16 protein-coding genes are annotated in these 18328 nt (G+C 49.2%); 12 read left to right on the top strand and 4 right to left on the bottom strand.

Going from position 1 to position 18328, the window contains the following annotated elements:
* Positions 1-92: 92 nt before the first annotated feature.
* A complete protein-coding gene (locus F4V51_RS21625) occupies positions 93-557 on the bottom strand; it encodes a hypothetical protein (protein WP_153979573.1) in 465 nt (154 codons plus the stop codon).
* A 151-nt stretch (positions 558-708) separates the two neighbouring features.
* Between F4V51_RS21625 and F4V51_RS21620 the strand changes: the two genes are divergently transcribed.
* From F4V51_RS21620 to F4V51_RS21580, 9 genes are all read left to right on the top strand, one after another.
* Positions 709-2292 (top strand): HEAT repeat domain-containing protein, encoded by a 1584-nt coding sequence (locus F4V51_RS21620; protein WP_153979572.1) that lies wholly within the window; start codon positions 709-711, stop codon positions 2290-2292.
* A 28-nt stretch (positions 2293-2320) separates the two neighbouring features.
* Complete coding sequence (locus F4V51_RS21615; protein ID WP_201281166.1) at positions 2321-2779, top strand: DUF6386 family protein; 459 nt, start codon at positions 2321-2323, stop codon at positions 2777-2779.
* Between the two features lie 78 nt (positions 2780-2857).
* Positions 2858-3547 (top strand): hypothetical protein, encoded by a 690-nt coding sequence (locus tag F4V51_RS21610; protein ID WP_153979570.1) that lies wholly within the window; start codon positions 2858-2860, stop codon positions 3545-3547.
* A 15-nt stretch (positions 3548-3562) separates the two neighbouring features.
* Positions 3563-4183 (top strand): SMI1/KNR4 family protein, encoded by a 621-nt coding sequence (locus tag F4V51_RS21605; protein ID WP_153979569.1) that lies wholly within the window; start codon positions 3563-3565, stop codon positions 4181-4183.
* Positions 4184-4193: 10 nt separating this feature from the next.
* Positions 4194-4727: a DUF5412 family protein gene (locus F4V51_RS21600; RefSeq protein ID WP_153979568.1), complete on the top strand. Its 534-nt coding sequence runs from the start codon at positions 4194-4196 to the stop codon at positions 4725-4727.
* A gap of 363 nt (positions 4728-5090) precedes the next feature.
* Positions 5091-5639, top strand: a complete 549-nt coding sequence (locus F4V51_RS21595) for an RNA polymerase sigma factor (RefSeq protein WP_236146615.1) — start codon at positions 5091-5093, stop codon at positions 5637-5639.
* The gene (locus F4V51_RS21590; protein WP_153979567.1) at positions 5629-6768 is read left to right on the top strand and encodes a DUF4179 domain-containing protein; all 1140 of its coding nucleotides are present in this window, start codon (positions 5629-5631) and stop codon (positions 6766-6768) included. The genes F4V51_RS21595 and F4V51_RS21590 overlap by 11 nt, the downstream gene beginning before the upstream one ends.
* Positions 6769-7086: 318 nt before the next feature.
* Complete coding sequence (locus F4V51_RS21585; RefSeq protein WP_153979566.1) at positions 7087-8631, top strand: methyl-accepting chemotaxis protein; 1545 nt, start codon at positions 7087-7089, stop codon at positions 8629-8631.
* 138 nt (positions 8632-8769) lie between these two features.
* A complete protein-coding gene (locus tag F4V51_RS21580) occupies positions 8770-9483 on the top strand; it encodes a DUF4274 domain-containing protein (protein WP_153979565.1) in 714 nt (237 codons plus the stop codon).
* Positions 9484-9611: 128 nt separating this feature from the next.
* Here the strand turns inward: F4V51_RS21580 and F4V51_RS21575 are convergent, their stop codons facing one another.
* Positions 9612-9977: a VOC family protein gene (locus tag F4V51_RS21575; RefSeq protein WP_153979564.1), complete on the bottom strand. Its 366-nt coding sequence runs from the start codon at positions 9975-9977 to the stop codon at positions 9612-9614.
* 209 nt (positions 9978-10186) lie between these two features.
* The gene (locus F4V51_RS21570; protein ID WP_236146614.1) at positions 10187-11839 is read right to left on the bottom strand and encodes an alkaline phosphatase; all 1653 of its coding nucleotides are present in this window, start codon (positions 11837-11839) and stop codon (positions 10187-10189) included.
* Positions 11840-12076: 237 nt separating this feature from the next.
* On the opposite strand from F4V51_RS21570, the gene F4V51_RS21565 reads away from it, so the two are divergent.
* From F4V51_RS21565 to F4V51_RS21555, 3 genes are all read left to right on the top strand, one after another.
* Positions 12077-13381 (top strand): hypothetical protein, encoded by a 1305-nt coding sequence (locus F4V51_RS21565; RefSeq protein WP_153979563.1) that lies wholly within the window; start codon positions 12077-12079, stop codon positions 13379-13381.
* A gap of 224 nt (positions 13382-13605) precedes the next feature.
* Positions 13606-15120 (top strand): AbgT family transporter, encoded by a 1515-nt coding sequence (locus tag F4V51_RS21560; RefSeq protein ID WP_153979562.1) that lies wholly within the window; start codon positions 13606-13608, stop codon positions 15118-15120.
* A gap of 47 nt (positions 15121-15167) precedes the next feature.
* The gene (locus F4V51_RS21555; RefSeq protein ID WP_153979561.1) at positions 15168-16424 is read left to right on the top strand and encodes an amidohydrolase; all 1257 of its coding nucleotides are present in this window, start codon (positions 15168-15170) and stop codon (positions 16422-16424) included.
* A gap of 132 nt (positions 16425-16556) precedes the next feature.
* Here F4V51_RS21555 and F4V51_RS21550 read toward each other — a convergent pair whose 3' ends face one another.
* Positions 16557-18143: a choice-of-anchor I domain-containing protein gene (locus F4V51_RS21550; RefSeq protein ID WP_153979560.1), complete on the bottom strand. Its 1587-nt coding sequence runs from the start codon at positions 18141-18143 to the stop codon at positions 16557-16559.
* Between the last annotated feature and the right edge of the window lie 185 nt (positions 18144-18328).

The raw sequence follows: 18328 nt of genomic DNA, 5'->3' as shown, positions 1-18328 counted from the left end.
TCAAAAGATTCATGTTATGGATATATCGTCAATTTGTACCCAAAAATGAAGAGATACGGCCTTGTTTGCATTGGAAGGGATCCAACACCATATCAGGTAAAAGTGATCCCTATGCTCGCACTCGCAGACCGTGGATCATAGCTGGAATATATTGATCCCCAGGGGAGCCTGTATTCCATGTAGGGATAGGGTTTGGATCGGTTTATTTGCGGTGCAGCGGCAATCTGCTCACGAAGCCACTCATCATGGGACAGCTTGCGCTTCATCTCACCTGCCTCGGTCCAGTCATCCCAGGAAGAGGGGAATTCTTCGCCGTCCAGTGCCAAACTGGCCTGAACCAGCCTAGACTGATGGAAACACAAGGCGAGGTAAAATGCCTTACCATCTGCAGAGGCATCTGATTTGAATTTGTACCACGTATATCCCGTAGTGAGCTTCTGAACCTCCGTGCTGTTCTCCCGATAAAACGAACTTGCCTTCAATTCCTCCTCCGTAAGTCCAGAGTACAATTTCAGGCTATCGTGAACCCGAATGACGCCGCTTTCCCATCCGTCCATATTACAGTCCCACCTTCATTGCATTTTTCTCACAAGTATAGCATACACAGATATAGCCCCTGAGTTCCTTTAACCCCGTTGCCTGGCTTGATATAATGGTTGGATATGGTTCTGATTCCTCACCTGAATCAGATGGGAAGGAGCGGATGAAATGCGGCAATTAACTTCGGAACTCCGGCTTAGATTGGATCAGCTCGGGACGGGAACGGTTCAGGAAACCGCCGAGCAGCTCCGTCATTTTGGTCAATCCGGAGAGTATATCTTGATCCCAAGTCTGCTTCGACTGATGGATGACGACAGTCTTGTTATCCGTCAGGCTGCGGAGCAGGCAGTCGCCCGTTTAATAGAAGCGTGTCCAGTATTCGAGCTGGTGTGGCTGAACGAACATGTGAGGGAATGGCGTCCTTCACCCGTCATTTGGAAGCGGGTCGTGGAACGTGAGGTACTTAAGATAGATCAGGCCAGTACAATCCGTTTGTCCATGCTGACGATGCACTGGAGCGGCTATATCAGAGAGGCTGCGGTTAGAAGAATGATTCGGGAGGATGAGTCCTACAGCTTTCCTTATTTGCTGCTTCGGTTGAATGACTGGGTGTCCGAAATTCGTCAGTTGGCGAGAGCTGCACTGGAACTTAAACTGAAGCCCGAGCATGCCAGGCTGTGGATGGAAAATATCCTGCTTGTGGAGCGACTTCGGATCTGCGGACGGGATCAATTCGAGTCTTTTATCGGATCCGTACATCACCTGCTGCGTCAGAAGGAATGCAGGTTTGTCCTTCATAACGCACGGGTATCCCCTGAACCCAGCATCCGTCAGTTCGCTTTTCGGATTTCACTCGAAGCAGAGGGAACGGATACTAGCATAATTATGGAGCAGGCATTACGGGATGAGAACCCTGCCATCCGGCGATGGGCAGCACAGCGGGTAGATCGTATGTTGTCTGGTCAAAAGCTGAGAGAAGCCCTACTTGGCATGCAGCTGGACAGTGTTCCTTCAATCCGCCGAGAAGGTCTGGCTGTACTTGCCACGAGGTATCCTGATGATGCGAAGGCCCTTATAATGGATCGGCTTCTGGATTCAAATCTGTCAGTGCGTGATACAGCACGGAGGTATGCCAAACGATGGATGAACGTGAGCTATGCGGAGTGGTATCTGGATGTCATCTGGGGGGATGATCATCATCATCTCGCTGCAGCAATTTCTGGACTGGGAGAGACGGGGGACAAGGCAGACGCAGAAGTGGTGTATGAATATGCGAAGCATCCATCGATTTCCGTACGAAAAGCCGTTATCCGCGGATTAATGCGGCTGGACGCTTCTTCATACGGAACGCATTTTGTACATTCACTAACAAGCGAGCAACCTGGCATTTCCCGGGAGGCCTGCCGCGCGCTTATGCAGCATCCCTATCTTATACAGCCTGATGAAATGGCTGGTCTGTTGTTGGACCCTGATGCCCTGCCTCATGTCGTTCGCAATGTGCTGCGCATTATTTCTTCCATGAGCAAGTGGAATCAGGTTGGACTGCTGCTGCAGCAGCTTCCAGCGGCAAGACACGATTGGGTGAAACAAGCCATTCAACGCCAGCTGTATAACTGGGCCAAGTACCCGAACCGAAGCTACGGTGGGAGATTATCCACGGCAGAACGGGAACGTCTGCATAAGCTTCTGTCGTTATGCGGGCAGGAACTGGACAGTGATCTGCTGCATCGCTTGGAGTGGCTAATGCAATAAATCATGACAATCAGAGAGGAAGATAAGAATGCGTGGGACATTTCAATTCGTGACGGGAACGGCAACCATGTGCCTGTTCGATCTGGCTTCGTTAAAACACCGTGTAGAAGAACCTTCCGACTGGTGGTCCATTCCGGAAGATGAACTGGCTGAGGTGAATGCGGGCAATTGCCTCTTTTTCAATCTCGGCGCCGATGGATTGTACGAAGTGTTATGGCGTGTGGACATCTCGAATTCAACTAGCGCAGTGCCGGAAGGTGCGCAGGTATTCTATCTGCAAGTTCCAACCGGCGGCGTATTTCTGGGTGCAGCTGAAGATGTCAGCGGGGGAGGGCTCGAGCCGGATGAGTCATGCGATGGAATGATACTATCGCTGCAGCCGGGAAATGTGGCTTGCATCGTCTCAAGAGAAGGCAATCAGATCTCACTGACGATTCAACCAGGTGCTCAAGGACACAATGAGCTGGATAGTTTGATCCGGATTTGAAGTGTTTTTATAAGGGTAGACAGGTCTCATAGAACTCGAACTCAAGAAATGAAGAAAGCTGAAGCGGGAGGAATCCACATGCCGAATTGGAATTTCACAACGATCACGGATTCAGATAAACTGCACCAACAGACGCGGATACTTGCTGCACTGGATATCATCCTGTCCGAGGAAGAATGGCTTCGTGTACACCGCTATGAAGCAGAGCTGCAGCCTGGTGTAGCTTGGGGGAGTATCGACAACGGGACAGGAGATCACCTGCATGTGCTGTTTACCCCATCGGGTACCTTAATCAAGGGGTTTGATCATGAATCTCCCTTAAGCCCCCATGCTCGTGACGATGGGGAAGTCTGTCCGGGCATGTATGATGAAGTGCCGAAGGCATTGCGAGCCATCTTGGCCGACCAGGAAGAGAGAATGGAACCCGAAGATGTTACCTTTTGTATTTGGCAGGAAGGAAACGATCCGGAGTGGAAGACAGGAAGCTGGATTCAGCAGGCGTTCATCGAAGAAAGCGAAGACGATGCCACAGGCGGTGCCGATTTTTTGCTGGGTTATATTGAGGAAACACCGGAGGCGTTCGCTGATTGGGCAGAGGGTTATTACGAGTCACATGAACTGCCGCTGTCTGCGATCTCTGAGGTATATGAAGGAAAACCGGTAACGGCCAGTTTAATCAAGAAGCTATGTCCTGAACGTGATGTAGAAGCAGCGCTGAATGAGCTGCATCAACGTGGATATGTCGTAGAACGAATGGATAGAGGGTGAGGGGGGACAGCAGTCGTGTATAAGCAGCAGCTGGAACGCATAAGCGAGAAGTTGCAGAATCTACGCAGCTTGGATGCGGAAATGAGCTTGTTTGGGGCAGAGAATCATGAGTATGTGATGGAGCGGGTATGGACACCCGAAGAGATCACAGGGTTCGAACAGAAATGGAAGATTACTTTGCCAGAGGAGTATCGGGCTTTTTTGCTGCATATCGGGTCGGGAGGAGCAGGTCCATATTACGGACTGGAGAAGCCGGAAAATGGGGTGTATGCCGTCATTGGATATGACAATGAGCTGAATGCTATCTCGGATCCATTTCCCTATGTAGAAGCTTGGAATTGGGAAGTTGACTGGTATGATGACAGCAAGGAAGAAGAGGAGTGGGAGGCACTGGACCATGATTATCTGGATCCTAAACGGTCGGCTGGCCTGCTGCGCATCAGTGATTTTGGCTGCGGCATTTCCATGAATCTGGTCTTGAATGGACCATGCAGCGGGGAGATCTGGACCGATGATCGGGCAAATCGCAGCGGCATCTATCCGGATCATTATTTCGGCAATACGGAACGTCTGCGATTTCTGGATTGGTATGAGTTATGGCTGGATCGTTCCATCCATGAATTGAATGAAGAGTAGGGGAATCTTGATGGTGAAAAAAATGAACAGGATTGCATTGCTGCTCGTGCTCATTTTATATTTCATTTCATTTTACTCATTATATGCCAATATGCATAATCTATGGTTGATTGCTCCGCCTGTCTATGTGTTGCTCGTTACTTCTATATTTGTTCTTGCTCTAGCCTTATTTGGTATTCAAGATCGATCGAACAACTTTGCGAAGCGGAGAAGCTGGATCTCGGTGATTCTCTCTTCAGTCCTCATTGTCCTACTACTTGTCGTTGCATCATTTACGGTGATGTTCTCCGGAGCAAAAGTATTACTTACGACGACACATTCGCCAGATCAGCACTATACACTGAAATTCTATAAAACAGATGCGGGTGCAATGGGGACATTCGGTATTGTAGGGGAATTACAGGGACCGCTTTGGTTTCGAAAAGTAGTGTATTCGGAGCGAAAAACAGATCAAGTCCAGTTGGAATGGAGCAATAACCACACCGTTGTCATTAATGAGCACCAAGTGAATTTATTGCTAGAGAAAACCTGGATTCCACAATAGAAACCAAGCTTTCTAGAGATCCCGTTGTAACTCATGCTGATCAGTAATAACCCTTTAACGTGAGTGAAAATCACCCATTCCACATTACATAAATAAATAGAGTTTATAGAAAACGTACGAGGATCGCTCAAGCACATTTTAATAAAAAACAGTACGGATTAATGAATGATCTCTGTGTTAAACAGGGGTCATTCTTTTTATCGTTTAACTCAAAAGAGCTCCGGACAGCAGCCCTGAGCCTTAACGGGCCAGTTTTAATCTATTTTACAATCCGGCTCATTTGGCATGTGGGCAAATAATAAAAACCGTTTGGTGCAGTTGCCCGTCTTATACCACAGAAAGAGAGAGAAGGAGGGAACCGGGGTGGAGACCAAAGCCGAGATGAAGAAGATGATATTCGTGCAAACCGAAGATGAGACGGTGTTTGTCCAGTCCATCATGGAGCATCAGGATACACTGATTTCCATTGCCTACAGCTATCTCCGCAATCGTCATGATGCACTGGAAGCTGTACAGGAGATGACATGCCGGGCTTGGACGAAGCGTCGGAGTTTGAAAAATGAAAAAGCGTTCAAATCCTGGATCATTCGAATTCTGATCTATGTCTGTATTGATGAACAGAGACGCCGCAAGCGGACTACACCGCTGTCTAATGACGGTTTGGAGGAAGTGGTAGCAGATTTCATTAGTGCAAGCCTGGAGGATAATCGAATCGCCATGTGGTCATTGTTGCAAAAGATAAAACCGAAATACCGCCATGTATTATTGCTGAAGTATTATAACGACATGACCCTAAGCGAGATTGCCTCGATCCTCGGCAAACCCGAAGGCACCATCAAAACCTGGCAGCACAAGGGATTGGAGCACTTACGCAAACTGATGAAGAACAGGGGGGATTGGCATGAGAACTAGTCCGGAGGAAAAGGTACTACTCGCAGACGCCTATCAGGTCAAACTGGAGAAACAGCAGCTGAACCCGGCAGATACGGCGTTTGCTATCCAGCGAGGGCTTGCAAAAGCAAGAGCGAGGCGAACGACAAGCGGTATCCCAATAAAATGGATTACTGCTGTGCTCATAACAGCAATTACTGCAGCGTGCCTCCTACTCGGGCCATACCGAGGGATTATGATCCCCCAGACAACAGCTGTTGAACCCATTCAGGATTGGGGAGTGCTGGAGCCTTTTCGTAAATTAGCTGAGACGGATATCGATAGAGAGTCAATGGAATCCGCAATAAATAACGGTTATGTTCAGTTTGTAAACCGTAGCGTTAGAACGGGGGTTTATCAATTGAACATTGATGCAATTATGGCAGATGAGAATCGGATCACCGTGTTATATACAGCGAAAACAGATGATTCTCAAGAGATCTATAATGTTAACAGTGCTCGAATTACGGATGGTGTAACCCATCGTAAGTTGGATAATGGCAATGTCGGAGGAACGCAATTGGGTAAAGGCATGCACACGCTTCATGGGCGTGAAACGATAGACATCGACCGAGCCAACCCACTTCCGGAGAAACTATTGCTGGATTTTCAGATCGCCTCTGTTGACCCGGGTAAGTTGGATGATCCCCAAATCGGGACGAAAGTTTCTGAAATGCATTACTCGGATCGTCTAAAAATGACTCTTGATCTGGATCCCAAATTCTCGGTTCCACAGACGGAAGTCTTGGAACTGAATAAGCTATTCACAGTTGGCGGATATGAGGTGATGTTATCTGAGGTAGAGATATCACCGCTTGTGACTCGTGCCAGATTCATCTACGAACCTGAGAAAGAGATTGATTACCAAACTAAGCTTAAGATCTCCGATGCGGTGAATCCGGTTAAAATCGTCTCAACCACCAAGGATGGTAAGCAGATAGAATTATCCTCGGTAGGAGGAGCGGGCACCGAAGACGGCATGATCTACTCGTTCAGCAGCAACCTGCTGGATGATCCACAATCGTTAGTATTAAAGCTGCGTGCACCAGGCAAAGTGTACAATGATCTTCAGGAAGCAGAGCGCGAGATGATTAAGTTGGAAATCAAATAGGATGGTCTGCCAACATCATATATTGAGCTGAATCAAACCGGATTGGCCTGCCTGTACGCGTAGCGTTCAAGGCGGGCTTTTTGTCTGGTCTCTCAGTGGACAAGGAAGCATTTTATTTTGCAGCTGCATATAAAATTTGAAATTTAGAATACCGATATACATAATGTAGCGCTCATTTCATGTTTATGAAGTTAATTTGTACTATGCTACGGCGTGAGGTATTTGCGAATGGTGGATATGCAGGACCATAGACCAATGGAATGTAGTACAGAGTTGCCCTACAACACCACATTTACCTAGATAAAGGACGGGGAACGGATGAATCGGTATGATGAGATTATTTGGAAAAGGAACAAGCTGATCAGTATCATTTTGTGGGTTATTCTTGCAATTGGTGTGAGTCTGAGCTTCATGCTCCCAAAGCTGCTTGTTTCCAATGGGATTGCCATTTTGTTTGCAGCTTGGGTTACATACGCTAATGTGAAAAGAAAACATATTCATTTAATTCCTTGGCTGTTTACCATTTTGATTACCTTATGTGGGGTCTATGTCGGTTGGGGTACGGTTAACCTTACGATGAGTCTGGTAATAACCGCTGTTTTGCTGCTCATTCCGAACAAGAAGTTTTTTATGATTGGTTTTTTTGTTTTGCTAGCCCACAGTGTGCTCCAGCTATTTGTTATCAACACAGCTCAAGCTGATGAACTTATAGAGAACATTGTTAACGTTGGACTGTTCGCTCTTACCGGAGCAATCCTGATGTTAGTCTCCCATTTGAATCAAAGGCTTTTCCTGGACAGCGAAGTCCGCTGGCAGGAAGTAGAGCAATCCAAACAAAGAGTTGAGACCATGATGGAACGTGTCAAAGCTTCGGTGGAAGGCCTGTCTCTCTATACGGATCAACTGAAACAAAAGGTGGACGCGACCGGGTCCATCACGCATGAAGTGACGCTTGGATTCAGTGAAGTGGCCAAAGGTGTGGAGTTCCAGGCGACCAGCGTAGCGGAAATTTCGGAATCCCTGTCCCTGTCGGATCATCATATCCGTGATGTTGCTTCCTATTCGTCTCAAATGAAAGAACTGTCTGCCAGTATGGCATCCAGCACGGAAACGGGAAGTGCACAGATGGACCATCTGAATGTGCAGATGCAGGAACTCTATGAGACGATTGATACCACAGCATCCGATATGAGAAAGTTCAATGAGGAAAGTGAAGCGATGTCCCTGATGTTGAACAGTATCTCGGATATTGCGAACCAGACCAACTTGCTTGCACTCAATGCAGCGATCGAAGCCGCTCGTGCAGGCGAACATGGACGCGGATTTGCCGTGGTTTCAGAGGAAGTTCGCAAGCTGGCAGAGCACTCTGGTCAGTCGGCAAGTGAGATTGGCACCATTTTGACCCGGTTAAAAGGACAAACGCAGGCTCTGACGGATCGCTTCGAACGCATCCGCCTTGCTCTTCAGGAAGGAAGAGACAGCGTGCAGACGGCAGAAGTTGTTTTCCGTACCATTAATAGCAATTCCCAGGAAGTGCTGAATCAGGCCACGGACATTGAGAGCAGTTCGGCCACGATGAAGGAATCCTCCACCAAAGTCGTGAATGAGGTTTCCGAGATTTCTAGTGTAACGGAGCAATCCAGTGCAGCTACTGAAGAGATTCTTGCAAGTATGGAGGAACAGCGTAACCTGACTCAGAAGATGGTGGACAGCTTCGGTGAGCTGGAGCAACTGATTCTGAACCTGAATGAACTGGTGTCGGATCATCAGTTGTCCGCTCCTGTCACGGAAGAGAAGGCAGATAATCGCCCTTCGCCGAGTGTCGTACCGATCGATACGCTGTCAGCTAAGAAGGCAGGCTAGTTTTAAGTAGAAAATGTTGAGACCGCCCTTACGTTCATCGTGAGGCGGTCTTTTTGCTGCCAATTGGTGACTTGAACCCCATGTATATCTCCTTTACAGTGTAATGTAGAATGAGAGTTGCAAGGGGGAGAATGGTTAATGAATTGGCTTGAAATTAGTAAGTCCAAAGATGTGGAGCAAGCTTGCGCAGCAGTACATAGCTTGGATATCAATGAGCGGGATGAACGGGGACGTACGCCGTTAATGCTTTTCTTGACGTATCGCATGCCAGCTGAGGCTATTAAATGTCTGTTGGAACAGCAAGCAGACTTGGACGCGGAAGACAAACTCGGCGATACCGCTCTAAAAAAAGCTGTAAAGTTCAAGCAGATCGAAGCCATCCAGCTATTGCTCGAATATGGGGTGAAGCTGGATTCTACCTATGGAATTCAGGCGACGGCCTGGAATGCAGCTAGACGCGACCCGGCTATTGCAGATATGCTGCTCGGTACCACGGGCTCGGTTAGACTTCGGCTGACCCAGGCGGAACAGGCCATCGTGGATGACATTTTGTACGAAGAATCTTCAGAGAGGGCAGCCGCGAAGATCCGTGATCTGGACTCAGCTGTACTTCTGCATGCTGTCGTGGACGGGTACAACTGGGATGACAGTCCTGAGCCTATGCTGGCTGCTTGTGAACATCCTGCCTGTGCGGAGATCACACTGCTGGACATGGTAGATCTACTGGATGCCGATTATTGGCTGGAAATGGGCGAAGATGAAGTGAACCAAAGCGAAGATGGACCGAGATATCGCCGGCTTGCCGAGCTGCTAAGAGTGAAGTGTCCAACAAATCCCTCAAATCAATTGTGAATACAAAAAAAAGAGCATGTTCTAGGCATAACTAGAGATGCTCTTGTTTGTATAGGGTACAAAGGTTGGTTCCAGGCAAAGCACAACATCATAACGTGGTAACGCTGCTCCATGAGTGTCACATCAGATCATGCATGTTCGGCGAGTTGTACCTCGAAGCCGTCCGGGTCGGCAATGTAAAGGAAGCGTAGATGTGGATTCGGCTGAATGGGCCCGCGAACAATGGGAATATTCAGTACTGCCAGTTGTTCCATGGCTTCTTCCAGTGAACTCACCTCATAGCCGATGGACACGCCAGAGTCCTTTTTGAGGACGGATTCACTTCCCTCAATCAGCTCCAGCATGGTTTCATTTTCAGTGCCCAACATGGCAATTTGTCGCCCGCGACTTTCGAATTGACGCTGAATTGGAAGCCCGAGCATGCCGTGGTAGAACCCAAGCGAGGCTTCCAGGTTGCGCACCCGGAGCGTGATCCAGTTTAGTTTCATCAACATGGGTGAATCTCTCCTTTTGTCTCTATTTATCAATGTTACGTCCATTATACGACAAGCAAGGAGGGGGAACCCATCCTTGTCTGGGAAACAACAAAAATAGCTGCCGATCAATTTCGGCAGCCCAATGATTTAATTCCGGTTGAAACGTTGTAAACTGCTGCGCTTTCCCATTATGTGTTTGGTTTATAAGCGCAGACTATCTTTCAAACTTACTGAATCATATCAACAGCACCTTGTGGTACAAAGGCATCTACGCCGTTGTATACGATTACGCCTTCCAACGCAGTCTTTTTGCCGTTAACCAGCGCAATGTTTTTGTAGATTTGCAGTTCTACTTTAGTGCTGCCTTTGGTAACCAGAATCTTAGGATTTTTGGCATCTGTCAGGTCCAGCTTGTACGTAGCGCCTTTGGCTGTGAATGCTTGTTTGGCAGGAACAAACAGCTGTTTGCTCACGCTATCCAGATCCAGATTCAATACGCGCGCCATATATTTAGCCACATCCGTATTGTCGATTACGCCGAATGGACGATCATTGTTCGGAGCATACGTGTAGAGCACAACATCTCCGCCTGTGTGACCACCCGTCGTCCAGCCAATGCCTGCGCGTTTGCTGATCATTGGTCCGATGGCGTAGTTCAGGCTGCCTGGCTCGGCTGCCTTAATGGTAGCGATCTCCTCGGATGTCAGGTCGGAAATGCCATAGTATTGTTTCATGACCGCTTTGATATTGGTGCGTTTGGCATTCAGCTTGGCTTCCACGCCTTCGCCTGTCAGCTTGGCCTTTTTCAAAGGTCCAATAAATGTGGACAATGGTTCTTTGTCATAGGTGCCCGTTGTTGCATTGTTGCCGATCGTGAGACCGCCATTACCGTGGTCCGTTACTGCCACAACCGCTGTCTCTCCATCGGCTTTGGCAAAATCCATGGCTACTTTTACGGCATCGTCAAATGCCAGTACGTCACTGATAATTCCGATCGGATCGTTGGCATGAGCTGCCCAATCCACTTTGCTGCCTTCAACCATGAGGAAGAAGCCGTCTTCGTCTTTGGACAGGACATCAATGGCTTTGGATGTCATTGCAGCAAGGCTTGGCTGCTTGGCTGGGTCACGGTCCATATCATAAGCCATGCCTGCAGGTGCGAACATTCCCCACAGCTTGCCGGAGTTTGAGGCTTTCATGGCAGCCGGCGTGGTCACGTAATCGTAACCGAGTGCTTTGATGGAAGAGACCAGATTCTCGCCGTCTTTGCGGCCCGCTGGCTCCAGGTAGCGACTTCCGCCACCCAAAACAACATCGAGGCCGTTATATACTTGCTGTTTGCTGAGTGCGTCGTAATTTTTGCGATCCGGATAGTGGGCAGAGAAGTCTGCCGGTGTAGCGTGCATAATCTCGGAGGTGGCTACAATGCCGGTTGCTTTGCCTGCCAATTTGGATGCTTCCAGCACGGAAGCAATCGGTTTCTTGGCATCTCCAGGCGCGATCGCCTTCTGTCCAGGCATGGTTGCCTTGTCTGGCAGTACGCCAACATATCCTGTATGTGATTTATAACCTGTAGCAAAAGCCGTTCCCGCAGGAGCCGAGTCCGCAATCGGAGCATCCGCGGAGTGTGTGCGAACCATACCGCTTGCCATGGAATCCAGAGTCAGGGAAGACCCTTTGTACCAGCGGGCCAGTGCAGTGGCGTCGTTAGCCATGCCGTCCGGAATCAGGATAATGACATTTTTGATCGGTGATGATGATGCGGGTGCAGCTGTGTCCTCAGCAGCCCATGCTGCGCTGCTTCCTCCCAGCGTAGCTGTAACAACTGTTGTAACCGCGAGCATCATTTTGGCCGCACGGGCATTGAACCGGTTTAACATGAATACATCCTCCTAAAATAGATATGTATAGTTTGGTATCCCAAAACCAGTGTATACAACAATTGCTAAACGAACGTAGGGAATGGGTTAACTAAATGTAAAATTTACGATTATGATGCATAATTAGGAATGAGATGCTGTAAGCCATGGCTGAGATGAGAGGTTTACAGCGAAACCTCAGTTCGGTATGATTTTTGTATTAAACAAATGCTGCGTTGGACAAGGGGATGTGAGTGCATGTACCGAATCGGAATTGTAGGACCGAAGCCGTCCATTGAGCGGACCATGCGTGCTGTCGAGGGGCAGGATCTGGAGGCTCATTTTGAGCTGTATCCCTATGAACACGCACGCGAGACGGGCGAGATTATTACGAGGAACCGCGAGAAAGTACACGGGTGGGTGTTTACGGGCCCCATTCCTTATCTGACCGCCCAGGACGTCTTGCATGAAAAAGAACATGCCATCTACTGCCCGCCTACCGGGGCGAGCTTGTACAAAGCCATGCTGCAAGCCATTTATACACTGGGCAATCCGGTCAAGGAAATCTCCATTGATATGACGGGAAATGAGAGCTGGGGGCTGATGGACAGTCTGGAGGAATTGAATTTCTCGGATGAGCAGCTGCGAAAATACGTTTTTTCCACCGATTACGATGTCGAAGACATGATCCAATTCCACGTTCGTCACTGGGAGGAAGGGCGGACCAAGGCAGCCATTACCTGTCTGTATGCTGTATATGAAGGATTACTTCAGAGAGGGGTCCCTGTCTTCAAAATCGATTCCACCAAGCTGGAGACGGTGCAGGCGGTACGAATGCTGATTGAGCAGATTCGCAGTTCTGCATTCAAAGACAGCCAAATCGGCGTGTTAATGGTCGAGATTGAAGGGTGGCATACAGCCGGTGATCAATCAACGGAACGGTATCAGCTGCAGCATATGGAGCTCAAGATCAAGGGCATCCTGCTGCGTCATTGTGAGCAAATCGATGGTTCCCTTCACCAGGATGGTACAGGACGATACCTGATGTATGGTTCCAGGGGCGGAATGGCCCGCAACATGGAATCGCTGCACACAGCGATGCACCAGCTTGAGCTGGATACGGACCTGCTTTCCTTTGCCGGGATCGGGTTTGGTGAGACGGCATTTGATGCAGAACGTCACGCCCGGAAGGCGATCCAATATGCCAAGGACGATGAAGCTGGACGTGTGATTGTCTATGAGACGGATGGGACGATTGTGGAGGCAGCGGGTGAGGATCAGGAATTATCCTATGAGATGTATTCAAGTGACACCGAATTGCTCGAACAGTTGAACAAGGCAGGGGTAAGCATCCGTACCTTTCAGAAATTAAAGGCATACATACGCCGAATGGGCAGAGAAGAATTCACGGCCAGTGAACTGGCATCAGGATTATCAATGACCATCAGGCACGTACAGCGGATTCTCGGCAGTCTTACGGCATTCTCCCTGGCTGAAATCACGGGAAATGAGCTCAATACCCGCAGAGGACGGCCAAGTAACCGATATCGGCTGCTGCGTTAGATTTACGAACATAGAGTCGGAATAAGGATACCGATGATGCAACCTTAGTTCTCATGTCCACTCCTGGCGGACAGGGTGAACCTGGTTGCAGATCGGTATTTTTTATGTTTAGTGTCAAGAAACATAACATAAGTATTGAGTTTTGTATGGAGTTAATTATATAATGTCCTAAAATTACGACAATTTCGTTAAATGTACGTTAATAACAGTCTGGGGGGATTTGCATGGTGAAAGCGGAAAGGCAGGAGAATACAGGACTTTTTGGTTGGGTAGAGAAAGTGGGGAATAAGCTTCCCAATCCGTTTTTATTGTTTATCTATCTCATTGTTGCCCTGATGATTGCTACCCTTATACTGTCGTTCTTTAACGCGACAGCACATAACCCGATTGATGGAGAGAAGGTTCAGGTCAAAAACCTGCTGAGCCGAGAGGGAATACAGTGGCTGCTGCCGAATGTGGTAAAGAACTTTGCTGATTTTAAACCGCTTGCTTCGATTCTGGCATTGGTACTCGGTATCGGTTTGGCTGAGAAAGTCGGTCTTCTGGAAGCGGTCATGCGCAAAATGGCCGTTCGGGTACCCGCCCGCTATGCCAGCTATCTGGTCATTTTCATTGCATTCTTCAGCCATGTATCTTCAGATGCAGCGCTTGTCATCATGCCTCCGCTCGGAGCCTTAATTTTTCTCGCTGTAGGCAGACATCCGATTGCCGGCTTGATCGCAGCCATTGCCGGAGTTGGTGCTGGTTTCACCGCAAATATGCTGATTGTGACGACGGATGTATTGCTGTCAGGCATTAGTACCGAAATTGCCGCCTCGGTAGATCCGAGTGTGGGTGTTACGGTCTTGGATAACTGGTACTTTATGTCCGCTTCTGTCATTGTTCTAACACTGGTCGCAGGTTTTATGACCGACAAATTCCTGGAACCGAGACTGGGCAAATATGAAGGGGAACGTGTGTACAAGCTGGAAGCTCCAACACCTGAAGAAAACCGGGCACTGCGTGCAGCCGGTATTGCCGCCCTTATTTTTATCGCTGTCATCGCGTTTATGGTGGTACCTTCGAATGGCATCCTTCGCAATCCGGAAACAGGCAGTGTGATGGGTTCGCCTTTTCTTGCAGGGATTGTGCCTGTCATTTTACTATTCTTCTTCACCGTAGCACTGACTTACGGCATTAAACTGAAAGTGATTCGGAACCAGAATGATCTGCCGAAATTGCTGATTGAACCGATCAAAACGATGGCAGGTTTCATCGTGATGGTCTTCCCGCTATCGCAATTCGTGGCGATGTTCAACTGGAGCAACATGGGTAAGTTTCTGGCACTGACTATCACGGATCTGCTTGAAAAAACAGGCATTAACGGCATCCCGGTGGTGATTGGACTGATCTTCCTGTCTGCGCTGCTAACGATGTTTATCGCAAGTGGATCCGCGATCTGGTCCATTCTGGCTCCGGTGTTTATCCCGATGATGATGCTGCTTGGCTTCCATCCGGCATTCACTCAAGTTATTTTCAGGGTATCCGACTCCGTTATTATTCCACTTGCCCCGGTATCGCCTTTTGTACCCTTGTTCGTCGGATTTTTGCAGGAGTACCGCAAGGATGCCAAGCTCGGGACGTATTATTCCTTGATTTTGCCATATTCCATTGCATTCTTCTCCGTCTGGGTCGTCATGGTCATTCTCTGGTACGTCTTCAACCTGCCACTTGGCCCGGGAGTTCACGCCAGATTATAGAAGATGGACTGATTCGGAAATAAGAGAGTTGAGAGAGGGGAACCGATATGATCGACATTATCGCGCTTCGCAGAGAGCTGCATCAATATCCCGAATTGGGATTCACTGAATTTCGTACCGCTACCAAAGTTGTACAGATGTTAACGGCATTAGGCTATCGTGTGACGTATGGAAAAGATGCCATTGATGACGCGTCCCGGCGGGGGCTGCCCAAACCGGAAGTACTGGAAGATGCTTATCAGCGTGCTCTCCAGGAAGGAGCGGAGCCCGCTATAGTGGAGCAGATGCGCGGCGGATTTACGGCTGTTGTCGCCGAGCTGGATGGAATTCAGGAAGGGCCGACAACGGCATTTCGCTTCGATATGGATGCACTGCCGATTCGTGAAAGCGGACAGGACAAGCATGTGCCGCAGTCCGGGCAGTTCCGCTCAACCCATGAAGGCATTATGCATGCATGTGCACACGATGGTCACACCAGTATCGGTCTAGCGCTGGCAGAACGATTAAGCGACAGACAGTTTGCCGGGAAAGTGCAGCTGTTATTCCAGCCTGCCGAAGAGGGAGTACGCGGTGCGTACGCCATGGTAGAAAAAGGCATGCTGGATCAGGTGGATCGCCTGTTCTGCATGCATCTCGGCACGGACGTACCATCCGGTCATGTCAAAGGGGCCTCCGCCGGTTTCCTGGCGACGACGAAGCTGGAAGCGCACTTTACCGGGGTATCCTCTCATGCGGGAGCTTCACCTGAGGAAGGTCGGAATGCGCTGCTTGGTGCCGCAACGGCCATGCTTAACATTCATGCTCTGCCAAGATTCAGTACAGCCGATACACGGATCAATGTGGGCATTTTGGAAGGAGGAACTGGCGCGAACATCATTGCCGAGCACGCTCGCATGGTGATTGAGACGCGTTCCACGAAGGAAGAAACGAATCTTGAACTGGAGCGGCGTGTGCGTCAGATTCTGGAGCATAGTGCAGCCATGCATGAGTTAAGAGTTACCGTTGAGACTGTAGGCGGAGCTATTCCGATAAGGTGCGATATGGAACTTGCGGAGCTTGCTGTGAAGAAGGCAGAAGGGATATCCGGAATAAAACATGCTGAAGCAATCTCGGATGGCGCTGCCCTGGGAAGCGAGGATGCGAGCTATATGATCAAACGGGTACAGGAGCAGGGTGGACTTGCCACGTATATGATTGTGGGCAGCGACCTGCCTGCACCCCATCACCATCCTGAATTCGATATCGATGAAGCGGTTCTCGCTCCGGCGGTGGAATGGCTGGAACGATTGGCTCGCAGCGTGTAAAGCAGCAGAGATGGTGCATTAGCAGGCAGCAAAAAAGGACATGGGAGCGTGATGCTCTCATGTCCTTTTGAGATTTCGTGGACTCGGTACGCAGCAGGCAGCTGCTGGAACAGATGCCTGCTGCGTACTGGACTATTTTTTCTCGAAGAAGCTAAGTGTCCCTGTGCTCTCATCCGCACTGACGAATATGCTGCGGCCGTTAACCCGGTGGATTCCTTCCGGTGACTCACCAGCTGTCGGAATCAGGCCAAGGTAGGCCGGGTTCACCGGGTCAGCCAGATCGAAGAACAAAATGGCATCGGCCCGTTCAGAGGCTACGGCAGCATAAGTAGTGCCGTCTACAGTGGATACCGTCAGATTCTCGACCTCACTGCCTTTGCTCGGACTGCGATCATCCGGGTATAAACCTGCTTTGGCCGTCGCTTCATCAATGAGGTTTTGGCTGTCATATACCCGCTTGCCCTGCAAATCCCAGACGGCGATATTACGTCCACCAGCTTTGACACCATCGTCAAACTCATCTTTGCCCAGGTCGCCTTCATTGGCAGTCAGCACGTATTTACCATCTGCAGAGAACGCAATACCGTCTGGCTCATAGCGGGCTGTCAGGCTCTCAGTGAACTGAACGACACCGTCATCGCTCAGATCAGCTTGATGTGAGGTAGTACCGAGCGAGAAGATCGAGCTGATCTGTTTCGTTTGCAGGTCGATGATGGCGATGACATTGTTCTCCTGCAAGGTAACAGCAGCGGTTGTGCTGTCCGGGCTGATGGCAACATACTCTGGCTGCGGATCGTGCGGATAGCTTGCACCGCTCACATCTTCCAGAGACACAGGCAGGTTGGTTACCTCTCCTTCAAGGACGTTTCCGCCCGCAAACGATACAATCATGATGCTGCCCGGGCGTTTGGCATTAGGGTAATCGATCTCGTCCGCAGCTTTGTTCAGTTCCTCATCTTCAATGGCAATCACGGCGTGCAATCCATCCGGGGACAATGCAATGGAGTCTGGCCCGATGCCGAGCTCATATGTTTTCACGGTTTTGTAGGTTGCAAGATCAACAATGGCCAGTAGTCCCTTGTTCGCCTCGGTATCTGTATCGCCGGTACGAATAACGGCCAGACCATATTTGCCGTCCTTGGATACCGTGACACTAGTTACCTCTGCTTTGGCAGAGAGATCTTGGAAGCTGACCGTTTTCAGAACGTTCACGTTGTTCAGATCCGCAATATTCAGCACGGAAATGCTGCCATGGTCTGCTTCCGTTACGAGGAGGCGCTGACCGTCCGGGGTAGAGGCCGCGATTTCGGCTTTGCCGCTTGGCATCTGGAAGGCCGCTGCTTGTTCAAATCCGGTTTTATTCTGGCTCAGGATCACCTGATCCGTAATCTGTTTCAACGTTTGCGTGGAAACGTATGTCGTTCCTTTCGTAACATAACTTTTGCTGTCCAGCTGCGTTTGCACCCCGTTAATGGTAGCTGTAGCTGTTCCGACCGGTAGCTGCACTCGGACTTCACCCAGCTGGATGTCGGCACTGCGGCTGCTGCTATCCCAAGTGATGGTTCCCTGCATATTTTGGATGGCTGTTCGTAGTGCGACATGGTTATTAGCAGATTCGGATGCGCTGGCTGCATTAACTATCGATGCGTAGCTTGTTGCGCCTGCGCCAAGTATAGCTGTCATGGACAAAACGGCGAGCCATTGTTTTCTCTTTTTCACAGTTCCAGATCCCCTTTACCGTTTCATGGTTGATTGTATGTATAATTGTTTTAGTATAGGGGCGAATTGTTAAGCCGAAGTTAGCGAACTAAAGCAGTTTTGTAAAATATCGAGTATCTATATTTAAGTGAAAAAAGCCTACTGGCAGAGCAGAGCTCTGTCCAATAGGCTTTACTTGGTATATG

The sequence above is a fragment of the Paenibacillus xylanilyticus genome, assembly GCF_009664365.1.
GTDB lineage: Bacteria > Bacillota > Bacilli > Paenibacillales > Paenibacillaceae > Paenibacillus > Paenibacillus xylanilyticus_A.
Note: the sequence above shows the minus strand (reverse complement) of the source record. Positions and strands in the feature narration are given on the sequence as shown.